Genomic DNA, 22,822 nt, shown 5'->3' on the forward strand with positions numbered 1-22,822 from the left:
AACCAGCTCGATAAATAATTACAAATACACTTCCATTAGTGTCTCCACTTGGGTCTGAAACTCTGTAACCGGCTATCCTCTTCTTTATTTTGGATAGGGTTATTCTCATTTTTTATTTTGGCAGAGTAGTTGTTGTTGGATAAATCTTTTCTTTGCTTTATTTCCTCTTTTTCTTCCTTTTCTTCATCAGGTGGAGTAAGGGTAAGCGCAATCTTTCTGTCCAATTCAGCAGTTTCACTTTTAAGTGAGCGAAGCTCGTCCTCTTTCTTCCAAGAACTGTTAGCAATGTTAGTATAAACATCTTTATTTGCAACAACCTTTGCCATTTCCTTCTCATGCGACTCTATTACCTTTGGAATACGTTCCAAAGCATTAACGAAGTTCTGGCAGGCAAGTTTCGGGTCTGTTGCCAACTTACCGTTATTGTAAGTGTAGTAGATAGACTCCTGCCCTTTCACAAAGAAGCGGTTCACCGAGTAGTCGAACAAGTCCTTGGAAGTGCTCTCTGTCTTGACCATGATGGAAAACCCATAAATCTCACCGATTTTGTTGTACTCTCCTTTGGTGCGTGCCTTCTCGTCTATCTCCTGCAAGCGTGCAGCAATGACCTTGATATCGGTGCTGTCTTCCACACCTTTGATTGTCAGTTTATTTATAGGTGTACCTTCATCATTACGCTCCACACGCTGCTCAAATAGAGCCAGGTCTGACTGTGCCTCTTTGATTTTGTCCGTATGGAAGGATACCGAACTCTCAATCTCAGCCAACTTGCCCGTTGCCGCGTCACGCTCCCGAAGAAAGTTCTTGCGCTCTGATTCCAAGGTGGTAATCTTCTTATCCAATCTTGCTTTCTCCAAAAGGTCGGTATTGCCAGAAAGCACCGCTACGTATTCTGAGAAGTTCATGCCGCTGTCCTCATCCATTGAACCCTCATCGATGGTGCGACTGCCAAGCGTGTTTGTCTTCAGCTGATTGATGAAAAGCTGCTTATTATGCAGCAGGTTAAACTTGTAGCTATCCAAGGAACGTTCCACGGCATAGATAATCACATCAACCTTGTTGTCCGCAAACTCTTTGGCGATAAGGTTTCCCTTGCGCACGGCTCGTCCGTTGCGCTGCTCCAAGTCTGATGGGCGCCAAGGCGTGTCTAAATGATGGACCGCAACGGCACGTTGCTGGGCATTCACACCAGTACCCAACATAGAGGTAGAACCGAAGATAATGCGAATGTCACCACGGTTCATGGCATCTACCATCGCTTTCTTGGCCTTCTCGTTCTTGCATTCTTGAATGAAGCGTATCTCGTAGGACGGGATATGATAGTCTTCTACCAGCTTACGCTTGATTTCCGAATAGACATTGAAGTCTCCGCCGGACTTATAAGTACCTAAATCAGAGAAAACGAACTGCGTTCCTTTCTGTGCATCGAACTTTTGGTAATAGTCATTGAGCATCTTGGCACAGTGACTTGCCTTGTTGTCGATATGATCTGAGTACCCATTTTCATCTATCATGCGTAAATCAAGGCTCATCTTGCGGGCGTAGTCCGTTGCAATAAGCATCTTTGCCTTTTCCTCGCTCTCACTCAGAGGTGCTCGTCCTAAGATCGTGGCATCACCACTTTTGGCAAACTCCATCAGCTTGCCGATAAAAACTTCCTGCTCGGGTGTTGGCGGTATATTGTGCAGTATCTCATTCTTCTCCGGTCTGTCGATACCGATGTCTTTGGCGGTACGAAAATCGCAAATCTCCGCATAAAAGTAATGGGGGTGAATGTAATCGACTGATTACTAATAAAAAGCAGAATATATAATCTGATAAGGTGAACGACTAAGAAACGAGCGAGTTTCTTTCCCTTTCTTTATTCTGCAAAGTCTCAAAGAACTCTCTGTTTGATGTTGCAAAGATAGCGATATAATTCATATAAGCAAAGTATTTACGTTGTTTTTTCAATGAAAATCAACCTTAGACATTTCTAATTCTATAAAATCGCCATTTTAAGGTATTGCATATATCTATGAACAATGGTAATTTTGCAAAATGATAATCAAAAGATTTCTTTTAATCTTCATCATTCTACTTCTGCTGTTTCCCACTGCTAATGCTACTATTTTGAATTTAGTTGTGGGTGATACTATATACCCTACTCGAAAACATGTTTCTTCATTACATAAAACGATAGAACTCGATGAAGTTCAAGTTATTGGACAGCGGAAATTGTTTTCCATAAGAAAAGACACCACGTTTATCAATACTGATTGCCTTCGAGTAAGGAAAGGTGCTAACTTGGAAGACTTAATCAGGAATATTCCGGGCATGGAATACGACAAGGCGAACAGGCAACTATCATTCAAAGGAAAGCCATTGAACGGCGTAAACATCAATGGCGAGACCTTTATGGGCAACGACATTATCGCAGCGTTGGAGAATATGCCAACCGATGCAGTGGAACTACTGAAACTGTATGACATGCTCAGCGCATTGGAGAAAATGACGGGAGTAGATGATGGTGCCGACAATTATGTGCTGGACATCAAGACCAAATCTACCTACAATGGCAGCCTGACAGGAACACTAACGGCTGAACACGGCAATCGCGACAGACGCAGGGATGAGGTACAGGGCAATCTATTCAATGCCGATGGCGAAAACACCTCGCTGACTTTGCGCTCTGACAATCTTAGTAATATGAACATTGGGGGAAACAATTTCCAAAACATATTGTCGGGCAATATCGTGAAGAAATTTGGTAAGAAAATTACGCTCAATGCAAGCCTCTCACTCAATGCCTTCCACAATGGAAGCGAGAATCATGACTATGATGAGCAATATCTTTCATCGGGAACAAAATATCGGGAATCAATGCTGCTTTCCTTGAGCAAGAATCACAGTAATGCCGCAAACATAAATCTGCAGTATAACATAGACAAAAAGACTTTGCTGAATATAAGTGCAAATGGAAACTTCGGACGGTCAGACAACCTGACTGACAACACAACATACCTATATGAGCGCAATACGGCTGCGGACACGCTGACCTCGGGAACGCTGCGAAATAACACAAAAAGCAATGGAAAGAATTACCATGTATCTGCCGACCTCACACGGCGGATTGGCAAGGCTGGGGCATCATTTACCGTGAAGGCGACACTTGGCGGTAACTCGAATGAAACTAATAATACCAGCCTTTCACTGACGAAATTCCACCACCTGCGCAACGCTGTGGGCGGAGATTCACTACTGTTGCGCAATCTTTGCCAACAACTGCCCACCCTGCGCAACGAAAGCAGAATATCATTGCAATATACCCATCCTTTTGGCAAACAGTTGAAATTGCAGACAGGGTACGGACTGCATCACGAAGAGGATAGAAACACAAGCAACACTTACGACTATACTATACCGAATAGACCATACATAGATAGCCTAAGTTATGAGAACACACTATCTATATGTGGGCAGGAACTCACCCTGAGAATGGATTATAAGGGTAAGCAATGGAAGATAAACAGTGGCATTGATGTAGAATGGCAACGCAGGAATATCTGCCGGCAACACAATTCGGAAACAGTGGACTATACAGTCAAGGCTACGGAATACAAGCCCAAGTTCGGCGCAAAGTGGAACAACGGAAAAATAGAAGTTGAACTGCGTTATAACGGAAACACACAACAGCCTTCCATACAGGCTTTGCTGACACTTGATGACAAGAGGCACATAACAAACAAATTGGCAATAGAGCCGGTGAAGTACTTCTATTGAACTTTTGTGCAATGTTGAAGATTAGTAATTCTATTCAACATTTGTGCTAAAAGTCGGCTCCATCGCCAATTTGCCAGCCGTTATGCGGCAGCTTAAAAAAAGACGACACCAAACCAAAAAAATCATCTTGACAACCACCCGACTTTGAACTACGAAGGATGAAATTTTTCAGGGACAACTTCCAGCATTTCCAAAAAACAGTTTAACCATTGACTTGGAGACAAACAAACAATTTGAGCATTAAGGTTTAAACCGAATTTTTCCGAAATTGACCTGACCTGACTTTTCCTGAAAATCGACTTTAAAGCTGTTTTTACAGATAAATCAGGTTTCTCTAACAGACAGGAAATAAATGCTAAGTATTTGGCTTTAAACTTAAAATCAAAAAATAAGTGTTTTCTTTTAATGTTTAACAGGGCTGATTTGACAGTTGGCGGTGGCAAGAAACTTTCAGGACCTACCTCATAGACAAGTTTCAAATCAAAAAAAGTATGATAGAAAACGGTATATGGATTGTAAAGCTTCCTCGAAAATAACTTTTGTGTAGGTTCTAATTGAAGGATAATGGAACCTCCCAGAAAATTTCCAAGACTCTCAAACATCAGGATTTTGAAAATATCGGAAGTAATGCCATAAGGAATATTTGACACCACTTTGAAAGGAAATTTCGGAACTGCAAAATTCCTAAAATCACAACCGACAACTTGAACATTTCGGGCATCAGAAAATAATTTTCGTAAATGTTCAACCAAAGCTGTGTCGTTTTCAATAGCAACAACATTGTTGGCGATTTTTAATAAATGAACAGTAAGAAACCCCTTGCCTGCCCCAATATCTAAAACCGTATCCTGATTACTTATATTTGCTTGTCTTATTGCATCTTTTATTAGCACTTTATCAATAGTAAAGTGCTGACCCGTAAAACGAACGGGCAATTTCTTTTTTGTCATTAGTAACTTCTTACAGGTGAATACTTCTTGAGTTCAACTTATAAATGCAACTTTTTGGGTGCGGATAATAAGCAATAAAAACATTTATTTTTCAGAGAGGAAAGAGAGACAATGTCCCCCTTTCTCTCACTCTGAATGGATAAAGTTTGCTATCTTTGCTTTAATTGTCCGTCCAAAGAAAAAAAAGTTGCAGATGAGCAAACATATAACCGAGGAACAAAGGTATGCAATTTTCTATGATGTTGCAAATACCGATGAGCAAAAAAGCAATAGCGGAAGCTATCGGAGTAGATAAAAGCACTGTTTACAGGGAGATAAAGCGCAATTGCGACGCCCGAAGTGGTAGCTATAGCATGGAGCTTGCCCAGCGAAAAGCAGACAGGCGCAAGCAGCAAAAACATCGCAAGGAAGTGCTTACACCGGCAATGAGAAAACGGATAATAAAGCTGTTGAAGAAAGGATTCAGCCCGGAGCAGATTGTCGGCAGGAGCCGCTTGGAGGGAATTGCGATGGTATCTCACGAAACGATATATCGCTGGATTTGGGAGGATAAGCGGCGGGGTGGCAAACTGCACAAATATCTTCGCAGACAAGGTCGCAGGTATGCCAAACGTGGTTCTAAAAATGCAGGGCGAGGATTTATCCCAGGCAGGGTGGATATTGATGAGCGTCCCGAGATAGTGGAACTGAAGGAGAGATTTGGTGATTTAGAGATAGATACAATTATTGGTAAGAACCACAAAGGTGCCATTCTTACCATTAACGACAGAGCAACAAGCAGGGTCTGGATACGCAAGTTGTCGGGAAAAGAAGCCATCCCGGTAGCTAAGATTGCAGTATGGGCACTGCGGAAAGTGAAAAACTTAATACACACAATTACGGCTGACAATGGAAAGGAGTTTGCAAAGCACGAGGAAATTGCGCAAAAATTGGAAATAAAATTCTATTTTTGCAAACCATACCACTCATGGGAACGTGGTGCCAATGAAAACACCAACGGGCTTATCAGGCAGTATATCCCAAAGGGTAAGGACTTTAGTGAAGTAACCAACAAACAGATTAAGTGGATTGAAAATAAACTCAATAATCGACCTCGTAAAAGACTTGGATACCTCACGCCAAACGAAAAATTTAAACAAATTATTAATCAGAATTCTGTTGCATTTGCAAGTTGAATTCAGCTTATAATAAGAAAGGAGATGAAGAATTTACTTCCCAACAGGACATTTTATTCCCTAAAGTGTTTGATGTTGATGGCATGCGAGTTTTTATTTATTGGAAACTTCCACATCCTGTGGAAAAGCTCTATCCATATGTTGATTACAAAATACGGAAAATTTCAAAAGATACGTTAGTTATAGGGGATTATACAGACTTTGTGTTTGTTAATGGTCATGGTAATGCCCCAAATCGGGAATTGTCAAAATAAAAAAATAATAAATGTGGGGTAATACTCCAAATCGGGAGTTATTGAAATAATTATCTGATTATCAATGTACTTTCCAAAAGATAAAGTATTAGGGCAGAGTGGAAAAATCGTTGAAACTGGTCCTATGTAATCGTTCAAAGTGACCCTTTTGTATCATCCAAAGAGGGATTGGACATTCGCGGTACGATACGAGTATGGGTGTTATGATTTATCAGCATTCATTCTTCTCTACTCCCAAAGGATTTTGTCAGTTGTACTGCTTGCTGTTGTAGTCTGATGAGAATTTGGGAATAGGTTTCGAGTTTGCCGAGCAGTTGTTGAGCAGTGGCAACAGAATGATAAGTATTGAGGACTTTCACGACTTCGTTGTACAGAACTCCTATCTTATGAGCCAAGGCAACGATTTCTGAGAGTTTCTCCAAGTAAGGTTCTTTTGCAGGGTCTTGGGTGATGACCTTAAAAGATTCACCAAGAAGCCTTGCTCGGACAAAGTCGCTCTTTGTCTTTGCTCCCGACTTGCGATAGAGTCTGATAAGTTTCTGCTGGTCTTCGGAATTAGGTATTCTGATGTGCCATCTGTCCCATCGTGGGCAGGTGGCACATCTGCCGTCTGGCTTCTTTTGTTTTTGCTTCTTCATTGCTTTCTAATCACGACTTTGGAGTGATTTAATCCCCTTTCGGGGCAAGGGTCTTTGTGGTACAAATGGCAATTTGTGGTACAAAGACACACCTTGCTGATGTAGAAAATGGGATTATAAGCCCCTGCTGTGTTACTGCATTCATTGAATACAGTAACTCGGCGTAGGCTTGCATTCGAGGAATGCAGTAATTCAGAGTTTCCTCCATCTTTCCACATCTTCCTTGTATTGGTCGAGGTGTTCCCGCAGTACCTGTTCGACATATCCCGAAACGCTCGCTCCATGCTCACCGATTCTCCGCACCACGAAGTCTAACTTTCGTTGGGTTTCCTCTGATACATACACGGCTTTGCGGTGGCTGTTGCGAAAGGGCTGGAGATATTTCCCCTGAAACTCGGATAATTGCTTTCTGTCCTTTGTTTTTCCCATTCTTTGATGAAATTCTTCGGTAGAAGTAGCCCTTTCTGTTGGCGACAACGCTGTTTCTTGATAGGACGGTTGAGAAAAATCCTTGTTACTCTCCTTGTCATTTTGTTCCTCAACTTTATCAACAGGCTCAAACCTTCTCTTTTCCTCTTCATAATCGAAGGGCTGGTCAAAATCGGGTAACTCTTCGGGCTTGCGGAGCTTAACGCCATAATTTCCCATATCTCTAATGGCTTGTTCCAAGCGTTGTTTCCTTTTTTCATCTATTCTTGCCATAATTTCTTGGGTATCGGGTTATAGTGTTTTTCAAGCATGGCTTGTATGTCGCTCTGCTTGTAGAGTATCTTCCCTCCGATTTTGTAGAAAGGAAGCGTTCCTGAGTTTCTGTACTCTTGGAGCGTGCGTGTGCTGAGCCGTAATTGGCTGCAAACCTCCTCACCCGAAAGGTAAACCTCACCATTCAGCATCGGACGGGCGGTAGAGCAATACCGCTCCAACTTCTTCAAAGTGCCTTCCATCAGTTGTGAAAACAACTGCATCTGAGGGTCTTCCCGCGTAATGATTTCATTCTCTGCCATAATTCATTCATTCTTTGATTTCAATCCTTGACTGCATTCAGCATTTCACAGATGTCGGTCTGTTTGTAATAACACTTATGTCCAATCATGGAGAAAGGGATTTTGCCCGTATCTCGGTATGATTGTAGGGTACGCTTGCTGATGCCTAAACGCTTGCACACGGCTTCGTTGTCGAGCCATTGCTCGGTCTTGGGAGGATTACCGATGAGTTTTTCCACACGATGGATAAAGTCTGCAAATTCGGAGCGATGTCGCTCCCACGCTTTGCGGTCGATGATAATGAGTTTCATTGCCTTAATTTTGTTTTGATTACTTTATTGTTACTCAGCAAACAAACTGTTATGCAGTCCATTGCCGTACTTCTCGGGTGCAAAAGTAACCCCTCGGAAGCACCACTGCAAGAAATGAGGATAAGCAGGGAAATAGAGAGAAAGCAATAGAAAAACAAAGGAAATCCGTCTGTGTTATTGCGGTAATGAGATGAGGTGCCGGCTCGTTCCTTTTATTATCTTGTTGTTTTATCGATAATTCGATAGTTCGACAAATCGAGATGTCGAAGTGTCGATAGATAGTTTTATCGATAGATTATTTTGACGATATATAGTTTTGACAACAGATAGTCATGACAACAAATTGTACAAACAATAGATTGTCCGTATTATCGTCAGTCCTATCTGTTGTTAGTTGTTACGCCTTGCGTCCAAAGAGCCTGAGTATGCCGTATTCTTGTCGTGCCTATACTCTCTACGGCAGCCCAGCCCTGCAAGGTTGGGAGAGATGAATACGACCGCATGGATATAGAAAATGGCAATACCACCTTGAAACAGAGAAATCCTGCGGTGGAGATTCTTCTCTCCATCCGCAGGACTCGACCTTGTCAGGGCAGACAGGCTGCCGTTGTACCTTTGCACGATAAGAAACGGCATCAGGAACTTTGCGTGCGCCGCCTTTGCCTACAACGCCTTCAGGCTTGCTTCCTCCGTCAGTCTGACCGTTGGCAGATTGTTGCTCTCGATGAGCAGCACTATCGTGCCTGTCAGTTCGGTGTAAAGACGGCCGTATTGCTCGTCAGAAGCCAATGTGTCCGTCAAACCGAACTTGTCGAATGTGGCTTGAACAGCCTTGTTCGACAACAGTATAGGTACGAGTTTCTCTGGGAGCGGTGCAGGAAGTTCCCTTTCAAACTCGTTTTCCAACACGGATATAAGCGTATCGTACTTGGAAAAGTGCAAGCCTTGATACAATGCCTCGCTTGCCATGCTCTCCGCTTCAATGTGTGTAAAGCCTTGTGCTACAGCATCGCAGTAAACTGTGAGAGCCATATCTGCCCGTGCAGTGATAAACTCCGTATCTTGCAACTTTTCGGGGTGATGCTCACTCATGTAACTTCTTAACTTCAATCGGAAGTAGGAAAGTTCCTTTTTGTTCTTCTGTTTCATTGTTTTTCTTGTTAAAAAGTTGGACTTCTTTTTTTTGAATCATTCATTACGGCTGTTACATCCCAATTATGGGACTTGACTTTTTCGGTGTTCTTGACGGACACAGCCGTAAGGCTTTACGCAGTACCCTTGTATGCTCACTACCCATCAGGGGTTGCATTTCCTTGGCAATCTTGCTCTTGGTCACCCGTGCATAAATCTCGGTCGTGGAGATGAAGCGATGCCCCAGCATCTTGCTCACCGTCTCTATCGGAAGTCCGTTCTCCAGACAGATGGTCGTGGCAAAGGTGTGCCGTGCGGTGTGCGAGGTCGCTTGAGTATGCGGTGGCAGTCCTGCCTTAATACATATCTCCTGAATAGTTCTATTGAAATTACTGTTGCTGGGAAACTCTCGAAAGAAAAGCCCCTCCCTTCGTCCGTGGCTCACAATGGCGAGTATTTTCTCGGCAACGGGCAGCAACGGGACAATACTTCTGTTCTGTGTCTTTGTTCGACAGAGCGATATGTACCTACGCCCATCCCCGAATGTATAAACATCGTCCATTCGGAGTTTCTTTAAGTCTGAGAATGCCAGCCCCGTGAAACATCCCAAGAGGAAAATAAGTCTGCAATGGTTATCTGTCGAGCGGTGCGGACGGTAAGCCAAGAGTTTTTGCAGGTCGTCCGCCGTAAGTGCATTGCGCTCGTAGGTAGGCGTTTCTATGTCTATGAGTTCAAAAGGGTCTTCACGAACGTATCGCTCCTGCAATGCCTTGCGAATGACCTGATGCAAGTGGCGTAGGCGGTTGCCGACACTGCTTTCCTTGTTTCCCAAGTCCCGAAGCATAAAAAGGCGATAGTCCTCAAGCAAAGTCTTGTCCACCTCTGTGGGCATACAGTCTGCCCTGTCCCTTACTTGCAGGAAATGAACAAAACTCTTGTAGCTGTCCTTAAAAGCCCTGACAGTTGCCTTGCTTAATGTTCTGCCCTGCAATTCCTCCTTGTATTCACAAACGGATTGATATAGCTCCGTAAGTGTTGGCATGGGGCGACTTTGCTGCATATAACGCTCCTTGAGGTATTCCGCCGTGATATAGTTTTCTTCCCTTAATGTACGTTCATAGAGTGAATGCAAGCACTCTTCTATTGAGTTCAGTTGCAGATTGATGCCGCTTGAATTACCTGTTGTCGCCTTGATGCACCCTTTTCGGGCAAGCCACTCGTCGGGGGAAGTTTGCAACTGCGTGGAAAACGATGAGGACGTTCCATTACAGGTGATACGGCAACGGATTACGCATAGTCCGTCTTCATTGGTCTTGCTTCTATCTATGTAGAATAGTATGGCAAATGTACTTTTCATTGTTCTGCGGTTTTAGTTGGTCAGTTGATAATGTGCGAGTTGTGGAAGTATTTTCTCTATGTCCAGAAAGACACGCTCGGGAGATGTCTCCGCATACACTTGCGTGGTTTTGATTTGACTGTGTCCGAGCATTTTGGAAACGCTCTCAATGGACACGCCCTCCGACAGTGTCATCTGAGATGCGAAGGTATGCCGTGCCATGTGATAGGTCAGCGTTTTCTGAATACCGCAAAGCCGTGCTATCTTTTTGAGGTGTATGTTTACCGTGTCGCATCCGGGTATGGGCAGCAGATACCCCTTGGGCGGTTCGTGTCGGAAAGCCCTCGTGTGAATGCCCCGATAACGCTCGATAATGGCAGTGGCTTCGGGAAGTAGGGGGATGTGGCACACGTTGCCCGTCTTTATTCTCGGCTTGCGTATCCAAGTCATTCCCGCTTCGTGAAAGACGTGCTGCTCCGTCAAGTGATACACGTCGGTATAGGAAAGCCCCGTCAGGCAGGAGAAAAGGAACATATCCCTCGACACTTTTTCATAGCCTTGCAATTTATCTTCTCCCAAGGCTGCGATAAGACCTACCTCCTCCCTTGTGATGTAACGTGGAGTACCCACTTCCCAACGAATGGAATGGTTGATGAAGGGATAGGTGTCAATGATGTGCCGTTTATGCAGGTCTTTGAGCAAGGAAGCCAGCATGGAGAGATAGCCAGCCGAAGTGTTGAGCTTGAATCCCTTTTCTTTGGCGAAGTAGTCCTCCAAGTCTTTGATAAAGGCGATGTCGGCTTTCTGCACGGGAATATCCTCCACACGGTAGCGATACCTGACGAAGTTTGCCAGATGCTTGTGAAAGAGCAACAGGCATTTTAGTCTGCGTTCGCTGCGGTCTATGCCCACACGCTCACGGAAGCGGTCGATATACTCGTCTGTATGATGCAGCAGTCCTTGTGACTCACTGTTCAGTCCGAATACAAGCTCCCGTACTCGCTCTGCCGTGATGGGAGCATCGGATTTACCCGAAAGAGACTCATAAACCTTGTGTATGCTCACCTGAAGGCGGTCAAGTTCCTTGTTTACCGATACGGCTTCGGCACTCTTGCCCAGCAGTCGGTTTTTGCGACTGTCCCACAAACGAGGAGTACACGAGCATTTGCAACTGAACTGTACCATAGAGCGTCCTGCGCTGATGCGTCCCATGATGGGACTTTTTCCGTTTTTGTCCTGCGTACCTCTCTTGAGGTAGAAAAGCAGCTTGAATTTTTCTTTTTCCATTGTTTTTTACTTGCAAAATTACACTTCTTTGAGGAACTTTGAACGATGCAAAACATTGATAATGAAAGAGAAAACTCCGTTTTAGTTACCACTTTCAGCCGTCCTTTTCCTTTCATCGTTTTTCGAACGATTTGGTAACTGAACTCCCTCCTTTTCGCTCCCTTTTCTGCCTGTTTCCTATGATGCAACCCTAAGAAGAAACAAGCAATATCCGCTGTATTTCAGTCAGATATGAGTTTTATGCCATTTTCTGCTTTCTACTCCCATACTTCCGCATAAAATGAAGCCAGTTCCGGAACCTTGATAAATGTTCTGAACCGTTCCTTCTGAATGATGTCGTTTGTGATGGAGAACTCGTAGTCGGTCGATTTCTTGGCAAAAACCGCTGCCCAAGCATCAAAGCTGTTGATACCTTGCTTTTCCAAAGCCTGCGGGCGGAGATACTTAAAGAGTAGATATAGCTCTGTAAGACTGTTACTGATAGTTGTTCCCGAAAGGAAAGTCGCTCCCAAGTCCTTGCCCGACCTCTCCTGTATGGTACGAATGGCAAAGAGCATGTTTAAGGCACGCTGTGAGCCATCAGGATTGCCCAAGCCCGACACACGGTCATGGCGAGTGTTGAACATTAGGTTCTTGAATTGGTGGCTCTCATCCACGAACAAATGGTCAATACCCATCATCTTGAAATCTACAGCATCGTCCTTACGCTCTGCGATACTGTCCTGTATGTTCTGTAACTTGGCTTCAAGCGTCTGCTTGCGCTTCTCCAAGCCTTTGAGCATCCCACGAGAGATGTCTCTTCCTTGTTGCCGCAACACTTCGAGGTTCTCTTCCACGGAGTCCAGTTCCTTCTCCATAATCGCTTCCTGTATCTCCAAGGCCTGCGGTATCATGCCGAACTGTTCGTGCGTCAAGATAATACAGTCCCAGTCGTTGTTCTTGATGTCGTTGAAGATACGTTGGCGGTTCTGCTTATTAAAATCGTTCTTACCTGGATAGAGTACCTTAGCATTGGGATAAGCTTTCCTAAAAGTGTCGGCAATATCGAAGACGTTTGCCTTCAGCCCGATAATCATCGGCTTGTTTGAGAGTCCCAAGCGCTTCATCTCGTAGGCTGCCGTACACATAATCAAGGTCTTACCCGCACCCACCTCGTGGTCACATATACCGCCACCATTGGTCTTGAGCATCCATACGGCATCCTTCTGGCTCTTGTAGAGGTCTGCAATGCCCAATCGTCTGAGGTCAAGGTCGGGAAACGTCTGGTGCGTGCCGTCAAAGTTGGGTCGCACAAAACAGTTGAAAAGACGATTATAACGGTCAGAGAGTTGTTGCTTGAACGTGTCAGGTGTACGTCCGAGCCAATCAATAAAGCCCTGCCTGATTTCCTCAATCTTGGCATTTGCCATCTGGATGGCATGTCCGTCCCAAATTCGGATTGTTGATTGTAGCTATTGAATACAAAAAGTTTCTCACATAAACCTAATATATGCTTGTGCTTTATTGTTTATATCGGTATTTTTTTGTAAGTTTGCAAGTCAAAATTTGGCGAGACAATACGATGAAGATAAGATTTATAGACCTTTTCGCAGGGATTGGCGGAATACGCAAAGGATTGGAACAAGCAATCGCAGAGCGTGCTGATGTTTCCGAGTGTGTTTTCACTTCGGAGATTAAGCCCCATGCTATAAAAGTGCTTGAGCAGAATCACCCCACAGACACGATTACAGGTGATATAACCAAAATAAATGCGGCTGACATTCCCGATTTCGACATTCTTTGTGCAGGTTTCCCCTGCCAGGCTTTCAGTGCAGCAGGTAATAGAAGAGGATTTGCTGATACGAGAGGAACATTATTCTTTGACGTTGAACGTATCTTATTAGAAAAGAAGCCTAAAGGATTTATTCTCGAAAACGTTGAGGGGCTGGTCAATCATGATGGCGGAAAAACTCTCAAGATTATTTTAGACCATCTTCATTCTGCTGGTTATAAAGTTAGTCATCGTATTCTTAACTCAAAGGATTTTGGTGTACCGCAAGAACGTAAAAGAATTTATATTGTCGGGACATTGCAGAAAGCACCTGATTTAACTGATTTCCCAATAGTTCATCGTTGTATGCGTGATATTATGGAAACAGGGAAAACAGTTTCTAATACAAAATTTACCCGACTTCTCTTGAAGAATTTTACTTTAGAAGAACTTTATGGGAAATCCATCAAGGACAAGCGTGGTGGAAAAAATAATATCCATAGTTGGGACTTACAGGTAAAAGGTCCTACGAGCAAAGCAGAACGTATGCTCTTGAATCAGATTTTAACTGAACGACGTAAGAAGAAGTGGGCAGAGTTATATGGCATTGAATGGATGGACGGAATGCCTTTGACTGCTGACATGATAGCTTCGTTCTACAAAGGAAATGATTTGCATGTCCTACTTAGTAGCCTTGAACAGAAAGGATATTTGAAGTATGAGTTTCCAAAGAAAAAAGTTTGGGTAACAGATGAAAACGGCAATAAAGCCAGTTACAGGGAATACGACACAACAAAGCCACAAGGTTATAATATCGTTTCAGGGAAACTAAGTTTTGAAGTAAACAAAGTTCTTTCGCCCAATGAGGTTGCTCCAACTTTGGTTGCTATGGATATGCAGAAACTCTATGTCCCTGACACAGGAGGAATAAGACGGCTTACTATTCGGGAGGGGTTAAGGCTCTTCGGCTATCCTGAGGATTACAAGCTTGATTTGCCAGAGAAAGAAGCTTTCGACCTGTTGGGTAACACCGTGGTTGTACCTGTCATCAAGGCAGTTGCAGCAAGACTATTAGATGCAATTTAAAATATCAGATATATGGAAAAACTTACACCAGAAGAAGTCTATAATAGACTATTAGATGATTACGACATTAAAAGCCTTGATGGAAAAATCCAGTTCTTTCTTGGCGATGTAGATATTATCGTAAAACAGAAAGATGTTGTGGGAAATATTGTTCAAGAGTGGCTGGAGGGCTGGTTTAAAAAACGTGAAATAGCCTACCTGCCAAGTGATAATCCACAACTTCCCCCCGACTTCTACCTCGACCCTGACGACAAGAAACACTCTCTTTTAGAGGTCAAGGCATTCAATAGAGATGCTTCGCCTGCTTTTGATCTCGCCGACTTTACGGGTTATGCTAAAGCTATATTGAAAGAACCATGGGAACTGGATACAAAGTATTTGATATTCGGTTATAACATGTCGGACGAGGGTATTGTTACTATCAAAGACTTGTGGATAAAGAACGTTTGGGAAATAAGTCGTTCGTCGGACAAATGGGCACTCAATGTGCAGTACAAGAATGAGCAGATAAACAAGATACGTCCTGCAACATGGTATGCTAATAAGGCAAAATTCCCGTTGTTCCAAAGCCTGGAACATTATCTTTCAGCCTTAGAACAGACACTGGTTGATTACCCAGATACAAGAGCTTTGTCCATCGGCTGGCGAAAGAAAATGCAGGATAGCTATAATGCTTTTTCTGGACGAAAGATAACCATTCCACGTTGGGAGGACATTGAGGAGATTTATCAAGGAAAGAAATAATCGTTTTTCTTGGGAAATTCTTACCTTTCTTTCAGAAAGCTATTAAGTAATATTCAAAAGTTCCTAAGCTTTCGGCAAAAAGCTCTTAAGCTTTCTTCAAAAAGCTCCTAACCTTTTTCTAAAAAGCTTAGGAGCTTTTTCTTGTTAGTTCTTGGTTTGATAAAATTTTATTACTATCTTTGCTGTTGGTTGCCCATGACAGCCACCTTTGTGGGTCTTATGGTCTCGACTCACGCAAGGCTAACAATGCAGACCAACTTTGTGTATACTATGGCAAACAAGCCTTTACAATTTATTCTGACTGAGCGCAAGCTCAATGTGGGCAAGGCGGGTGAGAAAACCGTACAGATTGCCCAACCTACGGGACGACACCGTGTGGATTTCCGCAACTTCTGCGAACGTGTGTCTAAGTCTACTACTTTCAATCCACAGGAAGTGGCGGCAGTTCTTAATCTTGCTACTGAAACGGCTCGCGACATTGTGGCTAATGGCGACATCGTGGACTTTGGCGATCTCGGTACGCTGAAGCCATCGTTCAAGAGTAAAGCCGTTGAAGTGGGTACGCCTTTCCGTGCGCAGGTGCATATCGAAAAGCCTGTGGTGCGTCTGGTGGCATCAACCAAGTACTTTACGCTGACCGATGTTGCCTATGAGCAGGTGACGAAAAAGGAGACTAAGAAGAAAGAAGAGGGCGGTATCGGGAAAAAGAAACCGGGACCAGAGCCTGAACCTGTCCCAGAACCGTAAAGTGCGCCTAACGGTTGTTGTGAAAGAATCACAAACCTTGTGAGTAAAAGAATTGGCTGCTCGGGCAAAGTTGATTGCTGGAGCAGCCTTTTTCTTTTTAACTTCAAATGTGTGCATCCATGCCTATAGATGGGACTAAACATCGTCTTTCTGCAGATTTATGGAGGCAAGTGCGTCTGAGATGGCAGAAACGACACGGGTATCGGTATAGAAGGAGGTCGGCTATTTCCGTTTCTTGTTTTGTTCAAACTCAAAGGTGGTGGTATAATCATCCTTCAAAACAAGTCGGACATTGAATTTCTTGCCTGCCTTGCTGGTCAGCCCTTTAAGGATAGGCGTACAACCAGAGCTTATCAAGTCACGGATGCTATCTTCAGAGAGAAGTATGCCGCAGACTTCACCTTCAGTCAAGTTCGACAATGAAGGTAAAATCTGTTCATCACCATCTTCTTTCTTTTCAGCTTCTACTTCTTTACCTTTCTGTACAGCTTTCCAAACCAAAGAGATTTGTCGGTATGCCTTCCAAGTAAAGGTATTGGTGCCGTCAGTGAATCGCACCAGCATACGCTCTTCTTCTGAATTGGGTGAAAAGGCTTCGACAAAACGTGTAACAACCATTTGATAGACAGTTGCTTCGTCTGCTGACAACCTCGAAGGCGATTCTCCCGTAGGAATAATGGCATGGTGATCGGTTACTTTTGTATTGTCCACCGAATGGTGATTAAGTAGACCTCTCCGTGTGGAAGTCCGACGGAAGCATCCTCGAACTTCACAACGTCATCTCGCTACGCTACGATTTCTACGGAGGTTGGCGCAACGTAAAACTGCTCAAATCTGGCGAAATGCGCTGCATACGCGACGTTTGCATCTTCAAAGTGAACGATTTAGAGGTATTTTTGTAATCAGATTGCCTTTAATATACCACTTTTGAGGTGGTATGTTGAATGTGTGGTGGTATTTTTCAAGGTCATTTCAGCAAATATACCACTTTTTAGGTGGTATATTTGCTTGGTGGTGGTATATTTTATACCTTTGCAAAACGAAATTTTCAAATAGTTCTGAAAAATGGAATATAAAATAACGTGCCCATTTTGCGGTGCTAATATCACCGGGAAATTATCATACGATAGAGCAATTAACCAAGAAGAAACTGTAAAGAGAGAATTCACACCTGGATATAATTGGGGTGGTAATTATCTTAAGGAAACCAAATATGTACGTCATTTTAAGGCATTTTGCTGTAAAAAATGCTATGAAGAATATCTAAAATATGAAAGAATCACAAATAAAATGGCTTCGATAGCAATTCCCATAGGTATTATTGTCGGAATTGCATTTACTGCATATATGCGGAATATTAAAAATAGTATTGAGTTTGGTATAGATTCAATCTTTGCTTATATCGTGGGGATACTTATTGGTATTTTCGTATGCTCTATACCTACCATGATTGTCAATTTAGCTCATCGTAAAAAAGTATCTTATAAAAAAGCATGTGAATGTAACGCTGCTGGATAGATGTTCATCAGATAATAACTACGTCTTTTCTAACCTCATACAGAGTCCATAACTTCGCTGAAAACAACAGCAAGTTATGGACTCTCTTAATTTCAACTCAGTAGAAAGCATCCCCGGCATTGAAGCCCGCACCGCTTTCACCGTCAACTCGTCAGCCGTATTCAAGGAGGACGTTGACATCATACCGACCATGCTCAGTGACAAGTTGAGCTATATTCCGTGGGGAGGCAACAACCAAATGCCCTACAATATGATTAAGTGGATTTGATAGTGGCATGCCTGTCTTACGCAGCAGGGTGGGTATTTCCTCGAAGACATCTTCACTGATGTAACGGCTGCCTGTGCGGGGATAGGTCGTGATCTTCTTCTCATAGAGGCTCTGGGCAATCGAGAGGGTTTTGTCTGCAGAAAAGCCTTGGCGTCTGTTGGCTTCCTTCTGCAAGGCAGTGAGGTCGTACAAGAGTGGTGGCGATGTATGCGTTACCTTTCTTGCGACCGATTCCACTGTAAGCTGGCTCTGACTGCGGAGTGTAGTGAGAGCAGTCTGTGCCGTGGCTTCACTCTCATAGTCTGCACTGCCAATGGCTTTCAGCGACACGCCCTCTTTCTCCATGAGAGCGGAGAGTTTCCAATAAGGCACGGAAGAAAAATCACGGTTCTCTATGTACCGACGGCAGACCATAGCAAGTGTCGGGGTCTGTACCCGCCCCAAAGAATAGCCTCCCTTGCGTGCAATGGACAGCGCACGACTTGCATTAATACCCACGAGCCAGTCGGCTTCGCTTCTTGCCTTGGCAGAATGATAGAGATTGTCGTAACAGTTTCCAGGTTTGAGATTGGAAAGTCCCTCACGAATAGCCTTATCGGTAAGAGAACTTATCCAAAGGCGGTCAAAAGGTTTTTTACAATTAAGATGTTGGTAGATATAGCGGAAGATGAGCTCACCTTCACGCCCTGCATCGGTGGCGACAATGATACGATCTGCCTTGTCAAAGCAGGAGCGTATCACTTTGAGTTGCTTCAAAGCTGCAGGGTCTGATACATACTCCTTGTCCTTACGTACTTGTCGTACCACTAACAGAAATGGATTGGGACGGATGGGCAGGTCTTCAGCTTTATAGGCAGAAAAACCGTAGGCTTCGGGCATGGCAAGGGCTATGAGATGTCCCATTGCCCAAGTGACGAGGTAGCCGCTGCCTTCCATATATCCGTCTTGCTTGCTCGTTGCTCCTACAATGTGGGCAATATCTCTGGCTACCGAGGGCTTCTCGGCAATAATACAAGTTGTCATAGTGCTGAATGGTTTTAAGGTTACATTCTACGTCCACGGGACTTTTTCTGCTTGTTCTCGTCCTGCTTTTGCTTCTGCTCAGCAGTAGGCTGTGTCTGTCCCGTTTTCAGCGGTTCTTTCACGTCTTTGGTGGCTTCATTCGTCTTGCCATGGTTGTTTACGGCTACCTGTGTTTTGTGTTCTTCGGCTACGGCAACCACCTTTTCCTTGCCGGTTTCCTGCTTCTTGTCGGGATTCCATTTATAAAAGCGTGGTCTATTCTGTTCCTTGTCCATGCGAACATATGCGTTGAAAGGTTGTCCCTGCTTGTCCACCATATTCTTTAGATATAGTGTGCGACCGCTATCCAAAGCTTCACGCTGTTTTTCTGATAACTCTAAGCCGCAAAGCTTATGTGGAACACCTTGCTGCTGAGCCTGTTTGTGTTCCTGTCGTTCTCTTAAACTCTTGTTGTTGTCAAAGATGAACTCAATGCCCTTTCGCTCGGCATTGACTTGCAAAGTTGCATCAAAGGTCTTACCACTCTTGGCAGTCATACCTTCCACCTTCACGGCTTTGCCTTCCACAAGTTCTTTGTACTGGGCATCAGAGAGCGTTACGCCCTTGATCTCCTTAGGGATGTTCACACGGTCGGCACGCAGGGCTATGATTTCATTCGTCTGCGGGTCAATAGAAACGTATGCAGAGAAAGGCTCTCCGTTCTTGGGTGTTACCTCGATGGTTTTACCGAGATTGCCCGTAGTGAGAAGTGCCTCCTTTTCTTCGGGAGAGAACTTGTAGCCCATATAGGGAAAGTCAAGCTGTGGTTCTTTTTTCAAAGGATGAATTGCCAAACCGATATTGCCGTTATCGTCCGTGCGAAAAGCAAGGCGAGCTTCGGTGTAGATAGTAGTGTCTCCAATAGGTACGGCAATCGTTAAGAGATTACTCTTCTGCCAGTTGAGCATTTTTGCCAACTCTCCACTCTGCTCCAATCGCTCACGGGTAAGTCCGAGATTGTCGAGTATCTTCCAATCCACCTTTTCGGGGTCGATAGCGGTGGCATTCTTCTGCTGGGGCAGATAGTCCTCAAAGGGAACGCCCATCTCTGCCAGTTGCTGTTTGTTTTCGGGCTTCTCACGGCTTTGTAACATAGTACGCAGGTTGTCCACGCCCTGCTCCACATTGTCAGCCAATACCTTGTACAGCCCAAAATGAGTCGGGTTATTGAACTGTTTGAGGAAGTTAGTCATGAAGTTTTTGAGGAGTCCGTCCTTGTTGTTGAACTTCAAGAACGCTGCCTGATTGGCAGCGATTGCCTCGGTGCTTTTAAGGTTTCCCTTGTCGTCAATACCAGAAATTACGGAGAGTTTTCCTGCTTCCTTTTCATTCTTCACTTCCGTGCGGTCTTCCAAGACCAGCACGTAATTGTCATTGCTGTTTGATTCCATTGCTTGATAATTTTAATGATGAATACTGTTATCAAGCTGCTAAATTATAGGTATATGAAGAGATGAAAAAGTTTTCGGGTAAAGTAGGAAATAAAAGGAATTTATGGGAAACAATCTATTATGTTTAGTTTATGGTAAAGCCTAAAATATCACTTTATTAGAATATAGTTTCTATAATAAGAAAATTCCCCAATTATCACGCTGGATAAGTGGGGAATCTCTTTGAACTGTATGGTTTAATCCAAACACTTTTTTATGATTTCATCGCTGATACCGTTTTCTTTCATTCTTTCAGCAACTACTTTTTTATAATTATTTACTTCATGGTTGTGGAATATCATGTGTCCAAGTTCCTCTAAGGCATTTTCTATACGTTTTCTGCCTTGCTCCGTATTCAAGTCAATATCGGCAAACTTTGAACGGTCGCGATGGAGATTGAGATAATATATGCCACCTATAATCAATGCCGATATGGCTGATATGTCAATATCTTTAAATTTCTCTTCATAGGAATTGGCAAGAGGTAATGTGTGCATTTCCCTGAGCATAGCTGTACGAACCGTGGTCTGATTTCCTTCTGCTATTTCCCAACGCAGTAATTCCAACATTACGGATTTGTCCTGAAGTGCCTTATGTACATCCTTGAAAATACTGATATAGCCCAATTCTGAATCAGTAGGAAATGGAATATCAGTCAGGACATCCTTAAACCAATAGTCGTATCTCTTAACGAATTCATCATAAAACTCACTAAGATTATCATATCTGTTATAAAAGACAAGCGGTTCGATTCTGGCTTTCTTGATAAGTTCTGTTACCAACATTGATGCAAAGCCTTTTTTCTTGATCAGACTTTCTGCTGCCTTGATAATGTCAGCCTGTATATCGACATTTGTCCTTCTGTATCTTTTGGGTTTATTTTCTTCTTCTGCCATCTAAAAAGGTGTTGATTTTCTAATTTCCACAAGGGCGGTCACCAATTGCTCCAACTGTACTATTTCGTGTGAAGCCAACACACTGACTCTAAGCCGTGCTTCCTTGGTTCTTACCGCAGGATATGTGATACCGCTTACAAAGATACATCTTTTTTGTAATTCACGTGCTATTTCATATACTTTTCTATTGTCCCTGACCATAATAGGGAATATTGCTGATACCGAACAGCCTATATCAAAGCCTTCCTCTGTCAGTCGTTTGCGCAGATAATTGACATTGGTCCACAATTTCTTGCGAATTTCAGGACGTGTCTGTATAAGTTCCAGTGCCTTCAGTGTAGATGCTGCAACCTGTGGAGTCATTGCTGCGGAAAAGACATTACTGTCAGCATAATATCTCAGATACTGAATCAGTTTTTCTGACGCGGCAACAAAACCACCGACACATCCGAAGGATTTACTGAAAGTTCCTGTAATAATATCTACTTGTCCCAAGCAATTATAATATTCGGCTGTTCCTCTGCCATTTTCTCCCATAACTCCAATACCATGGGCATCATCCATCATAAGAAGACAATCGTGTTTCTTGCAGACTGTGATATATTCTGGGAGTTTTGACAAATCTCCATTTTGGGAATAGACCCCATCAATGATGACCAATCGAGTCTGATATTTTCCTGTTTCCCGTTCAAGAATCATGTCAAGATAGTCAATGTCATTGTGTCCTATATGTTTTACATTGGTTCCAATTAAACCACTCGTGGCACTGGTATGGATATACGAATCAATGTAGGCTATGTCATTTTTTCCCAATATGGCACGAAGTAAACCTGCATTAGCGCCAAAGCCAGATGAAAAAAGGATGGCATCTTCTTGTCCTACAAACTTCGCTATGTCTTCCTCCAATTGTTTATGAATATCTAGATAGCCTCCTATGGCTTGTGCGGCACTTGCCCCTGTGCCATATTTCAGGACGGCATTTATGCCAGCTTCTTTAGTTTCTGATCTTTGCGACATACCAAGGTAATCATTGGAAATGTATGCGGAAACTTCACCATCATAGCCCTCTATCTGCATCTTGGCTCCTACTCCCGTTCTTGCCATGACCCAATAACTCTTGCAGCCGAACTGCTCCATTTGGTCTATGTAGCTTTGGAAATTTTGGCTCCGTTCGATTACATTCTCATTTGGAGTAATCTCGAAATCTTTTAATGAAATAATTTTTTTATTCATATAAACAATGTGTAGATAGTAAATATAGCTACAAATGTAGCGAAAATATTGAGAAGTTGAAAATTTTTTGAAAAAAACCTTGTTTTTCTTGTTATAAACAATATAGATTTGTATATTTGCATCGTTAAGATTATAATTAGTATAATTATAGAACAGACCTTACTGTACAAAGGGAAGCAATGCCAGAAGCTATAAGAAGGCTAATCTAAACCGAACTGAAATAATTAAAGAAGCGGTAACTGAAAAGCTACACGAGTAGGT

At 43.2% G+C, this 22,822-nt stretch carries 19 protein-coding genes and 4 pseudogenes; 7 read left to right on the forward strand and 16 right to left on the reverse strand.

Annotated features, from left to right (window positions below):
- Positions 1–35 precede the first annotated feature (35 nt).
- Positions 36–1,637, reverse strand: a complete 1,602-nt coding sequence (locus J4861_RS00465; protein WP_249110754.1) for a helicase C-terminal domain-containing protein — start codon at positions 1,635–1,637, stop codon at positions 36–38.
- A gap of 679 nt (positions 1,638–2,316) precedes the next feature.
- Between J4861_RS00465 and J4861_RS00470 the strand changes: the two genes are divergently transcribed.
- Complete coding sequence (locus tag J4861_RS00470; protein WP_249110755.1) at positions 2,317–3,762, forward strand: TonB-dependent receptor; 1,446 nt, start codon at positions 2,317–2,319, stop codon at positions 3,760–3,762.
- 149 nt (positions 3,763–3,911) lie between these two features.
- On the opposite strand, the gene erm(F) is transcribed toward J4861_RS00470, so the two are convergent.
- Entirely contained in the window at positions 3,912–4,712 is an 801-nt protein-coding gene (erm(F), locus tag J4861_RS00475) for a 23S rRNA (adenine(2058)-N(6))-methyltransferase Erm(F) (RefSeq protein WP_004359035.1), read from the reverse strand.
- A 193-nt stretch (positions 4,713–4,905) separates the two neighbouring features.
- On the opposite strand from erm(F), the pseudogene J4861_RS00480 reads away from it, so the two are divergent.
- Both J4861_RS00480 and J4861_RS00485 read left to right on the forward strand, forming a co-directional pair.
- A pseudogene (locus J4861_RS00480) lies at positions 4,906–5,887 on the forward strand (IS30-like element IS4351 family transposase).
- Positions 5,884–6,141 carry a hypothetical protein gene (locus J4861_RS00485; RefSeq protein ID WP_004359029.1) on the forward strand — a complete coding sequence of 86 codons (258 nt, stop codon included), beginning with the start codon at positions 5,884–5,886 and terminating at the stop codon, positions 6,139–6,141. Before J4861_RS00480 ends, J4861_RS00485 begins: the two are co-directional and overlap by 4 nt.
- A gap of 218 nt (positions 6,142–6,359) precedes the next feature.
- On the opposite strand, the gene J4861_RS00490 is transcribed toward J4861_RS00485, so the two are convergent.
- The 9 genes and pseudogenes from J4861_RS00490 to J4861_RS00530 form a co-directional block, all read right to left on the reverse strand.
- Positions 6,360–6,779 (reverse strand): plasmid mobilization protein, encoded by a 420-nt coding sequence (locus J4861_RS00490; RefSeq protein ID WP_004359027.1) that lies wholly within the window; start codon positions 6,777–6,779, stop codon positions 6,360–6,362.
- Positions 6,780–6,971: 192 nt separating this feature from the next.
- On the reverse strand, positions 6,972–7,481 hold the full coding sequence (locus tag J4861_RS00495) for a DUF3408 domain-containing protein (RefSeq protein ID WP_004359024.1): 510 nt from the start codon (positions 7,479–7,481) through the stop codon (positions 6,972–6,974).
- Positions 7,469–7,783, reverse strand: a complete 315-nt coding sequence (locus tag J4861_RS00500; RefSeq protein ID WP_004359023.1) for a helix-turn-helix domain-containing protein — start codon at positions 7,781–7,783, stop codon at positions 7,469–7,471. The genes J4861_RS00495 and J4861_RS00500 overlap by 13 nt, the downstream gene beginning before the upstream one ends.
- A gap of 20 nt (positions 7,784–7,803) precedes the next feature.
- A complete protein-coding gene (locus tag J4861_RS00505) occupies positions 7,804–8,073 on the reverse strand; it encodes a helix-turn-helix domain-containing protein (protein WP_004359021.1) in 270 nt (89 codons plus the stop codon).
- A 390-nt stretch (positions 8,074–8,463) separates the two neighbouring features.
- Positions 8,464–8,709: a hypothetical protein gene (locus J4861_RS00510; RefSeq protein ID WP_118264313.1), complete on the reverse strand. Its 246-nt coding sequence runs from the start codon at positions 8,707–8,709 to the stop codon at positions 8,464–8,466.
- A 27-nt stretch (positions 8,710–8,736) separates the two neighbouring features.
- A complete protein-coding gene (locus J4861_RS00515) occupies positions 8,737–9,222 on the reverse strand; it encodes a DUF1896 domain-containing protein (RefSeq protein ID WP_004359020.1) in 486 nt (161 codons plus the stop codon).
- A 55-nt stretch (positions 9,223–9,277) separates the two neighbouring features.
- Positions 9,278–10,561: a site-specific integrase gene (locus J4861_RS00520; protein WP_004378883.1), complete on the reverse strand. Its 1,284-nt coding sequence runs from the start codon at positions 10,559–10,561 to the stop codon at positions 9,278–9,280.
- A gap of 12 nt (positions 10,562–10,573) precedes the next feature.
- The gene (locus J4861_RS00525) at positions 10,574–11,827 is read right to left on the reverse strand and encodes a site-specific integrase (protein ID WP_004359018.1); all 1,254 of its coding nucleotides are present in this window, start codon (positions 11,825–11,827) and stop codon (positions 10,574–10,576) included.
- Positions 11,828–12,084: 257 nt separating this feature from the next.
- Positions 12,085–13,269 (reverse strand): annotated as a pseudogene (locus J4861_RS00530) (DUF2958 domain-containing protein); the annotation flags it as partial.
- A 119-nt stretch (positions 13,270–13,388) separates the two neighbouring features.
- Between J4861_RS00530 and dcm the strand changes: the two are divergent.
- From dcm to J4861_RS00545, 3 genes are all read left to right on the forward strand, one after another.
- Entirely contained in the window at positions 13,389–14,663 is a 1,275-nt protein-coding gene (gene dcm / locus J4861_RS00535; RefSeq protein WP_211816260.1) for a DNA (cytosine-5-)-methyltransferase, read from the forward strand.
- Between the two features lie 12 nt (positions 14,664–14,675).
- Positions 14,676–15,407: an NgoBV family restriction endonuclease gene (locus J4861_RS00540; protein WP_061869498.1), complete on the forward strand. Its 732-nt coding sequence runs from the start codon at positions 14,676–14,678 to the stop codon at positions 15,405–15,407.
- A 270-nt stretch (positions 15,408–15,677) separates the two neighbouring features.
- Entirely contained in the window at positions 15,678–16,154 is a 477-nt protein-coding gene (locus tag J4861_RS00545; RefSeq protein WP_042856397.1) for an HU family DNA-binding protein, read from the forward strand.
- A 222-nt stretch (positions 16,155–16,376) separates the two neighbouring features.
- Here the strand turns inward: J4861_RS00545 and J4861_RS00550 are convergent.
- Positions 16,377–16,880, reverse strand: a pseudogene (locus tag J4861_RS00550) (topoisomerase C-terminal repeat-containing protein); the annotation flags it as partial.
- A gap of 339 nt (positions 16,881–17,219) precedes the next feature.
- On the opposite strand from J4861_RS00550, the gene J4861_RS00555 reads away from it, so the two are divergent.
- On the forward strand, positions 17,220–17,672 hold the full coding sequence (locus J4861_RS00555; protein WP_211816262.1) for a hypothetical protein: 453 nt from the start codon (positions 17,220–17,222) through the stop codon (positions 17,670–17,672).
- Positions 17,673–17,925: 253 nt separating this feature from the next.
- On the opposite strand, the pseudogene J4861_RS00560 reads toward J4861_RS00555, so the two are convergent.
- The 4 genes and pseudogenes from J4861_RS00560 to J4861_RS00575 form a co-directional block, all read right to left on the reverse strand.
- Positions 17,926–18,963 (reverse strand): annotated as a pseudogene (locus tag J4861_RS00560) (DNA topoisomerase); the annotation flags it as partial.
- A 20-nt stretch (positions 18,964–18,983) separates the two neighbouring features.
- Positions 18,984–20,393: a DUF3945 domain-containing protein gene (locus J4861_RS00565; RefSeq protein ID WP_211816264.1), complete on the reverse strand. Its 1,410-nt coding sequence runs from the start codon at positions 20,391–20,393 to the stop codon at positions 18,984–18,986.
- Between the two features lie 236 nt (positions 20,394–20,629).
- Positions 20,630–21,328 carry a TetR/AcrR family transcriptional regulator gene (locus J4861_RS00570; RefSeq protein WP_211816266.1) on the reverse strand — a complete coding sequence of 233 codons (699 nt, stop codon included), beginning with the start codon at positions 21,326–21,328 and terminating at the stop codon, positions 20,630–20,632.
- A complete protein-coding gene (locus J4861_RS00575; protein WP_211816268.1) occupies positions 21,329–22,561 on the reverse strand; it encodes an aminotransferase class I/II-fold pyridoxal phosphate-dependent enzyme in 1,233 nt (410 codons plus the stop codon).
- Between the last annotated feature and the right edge of the window lie 261 nt (positions 22,562–22,822).

Origin of the sequence: Prevotella melaninogenica (assembly GCF_018127925.1) — a bacterium.
Classification (GTDB): Bacteria; Bacteroidota; Bacteroidia; order Bacteroidales; family Bacteroidaceae; genus Prevotella; species Prevotella melaninogenica_C.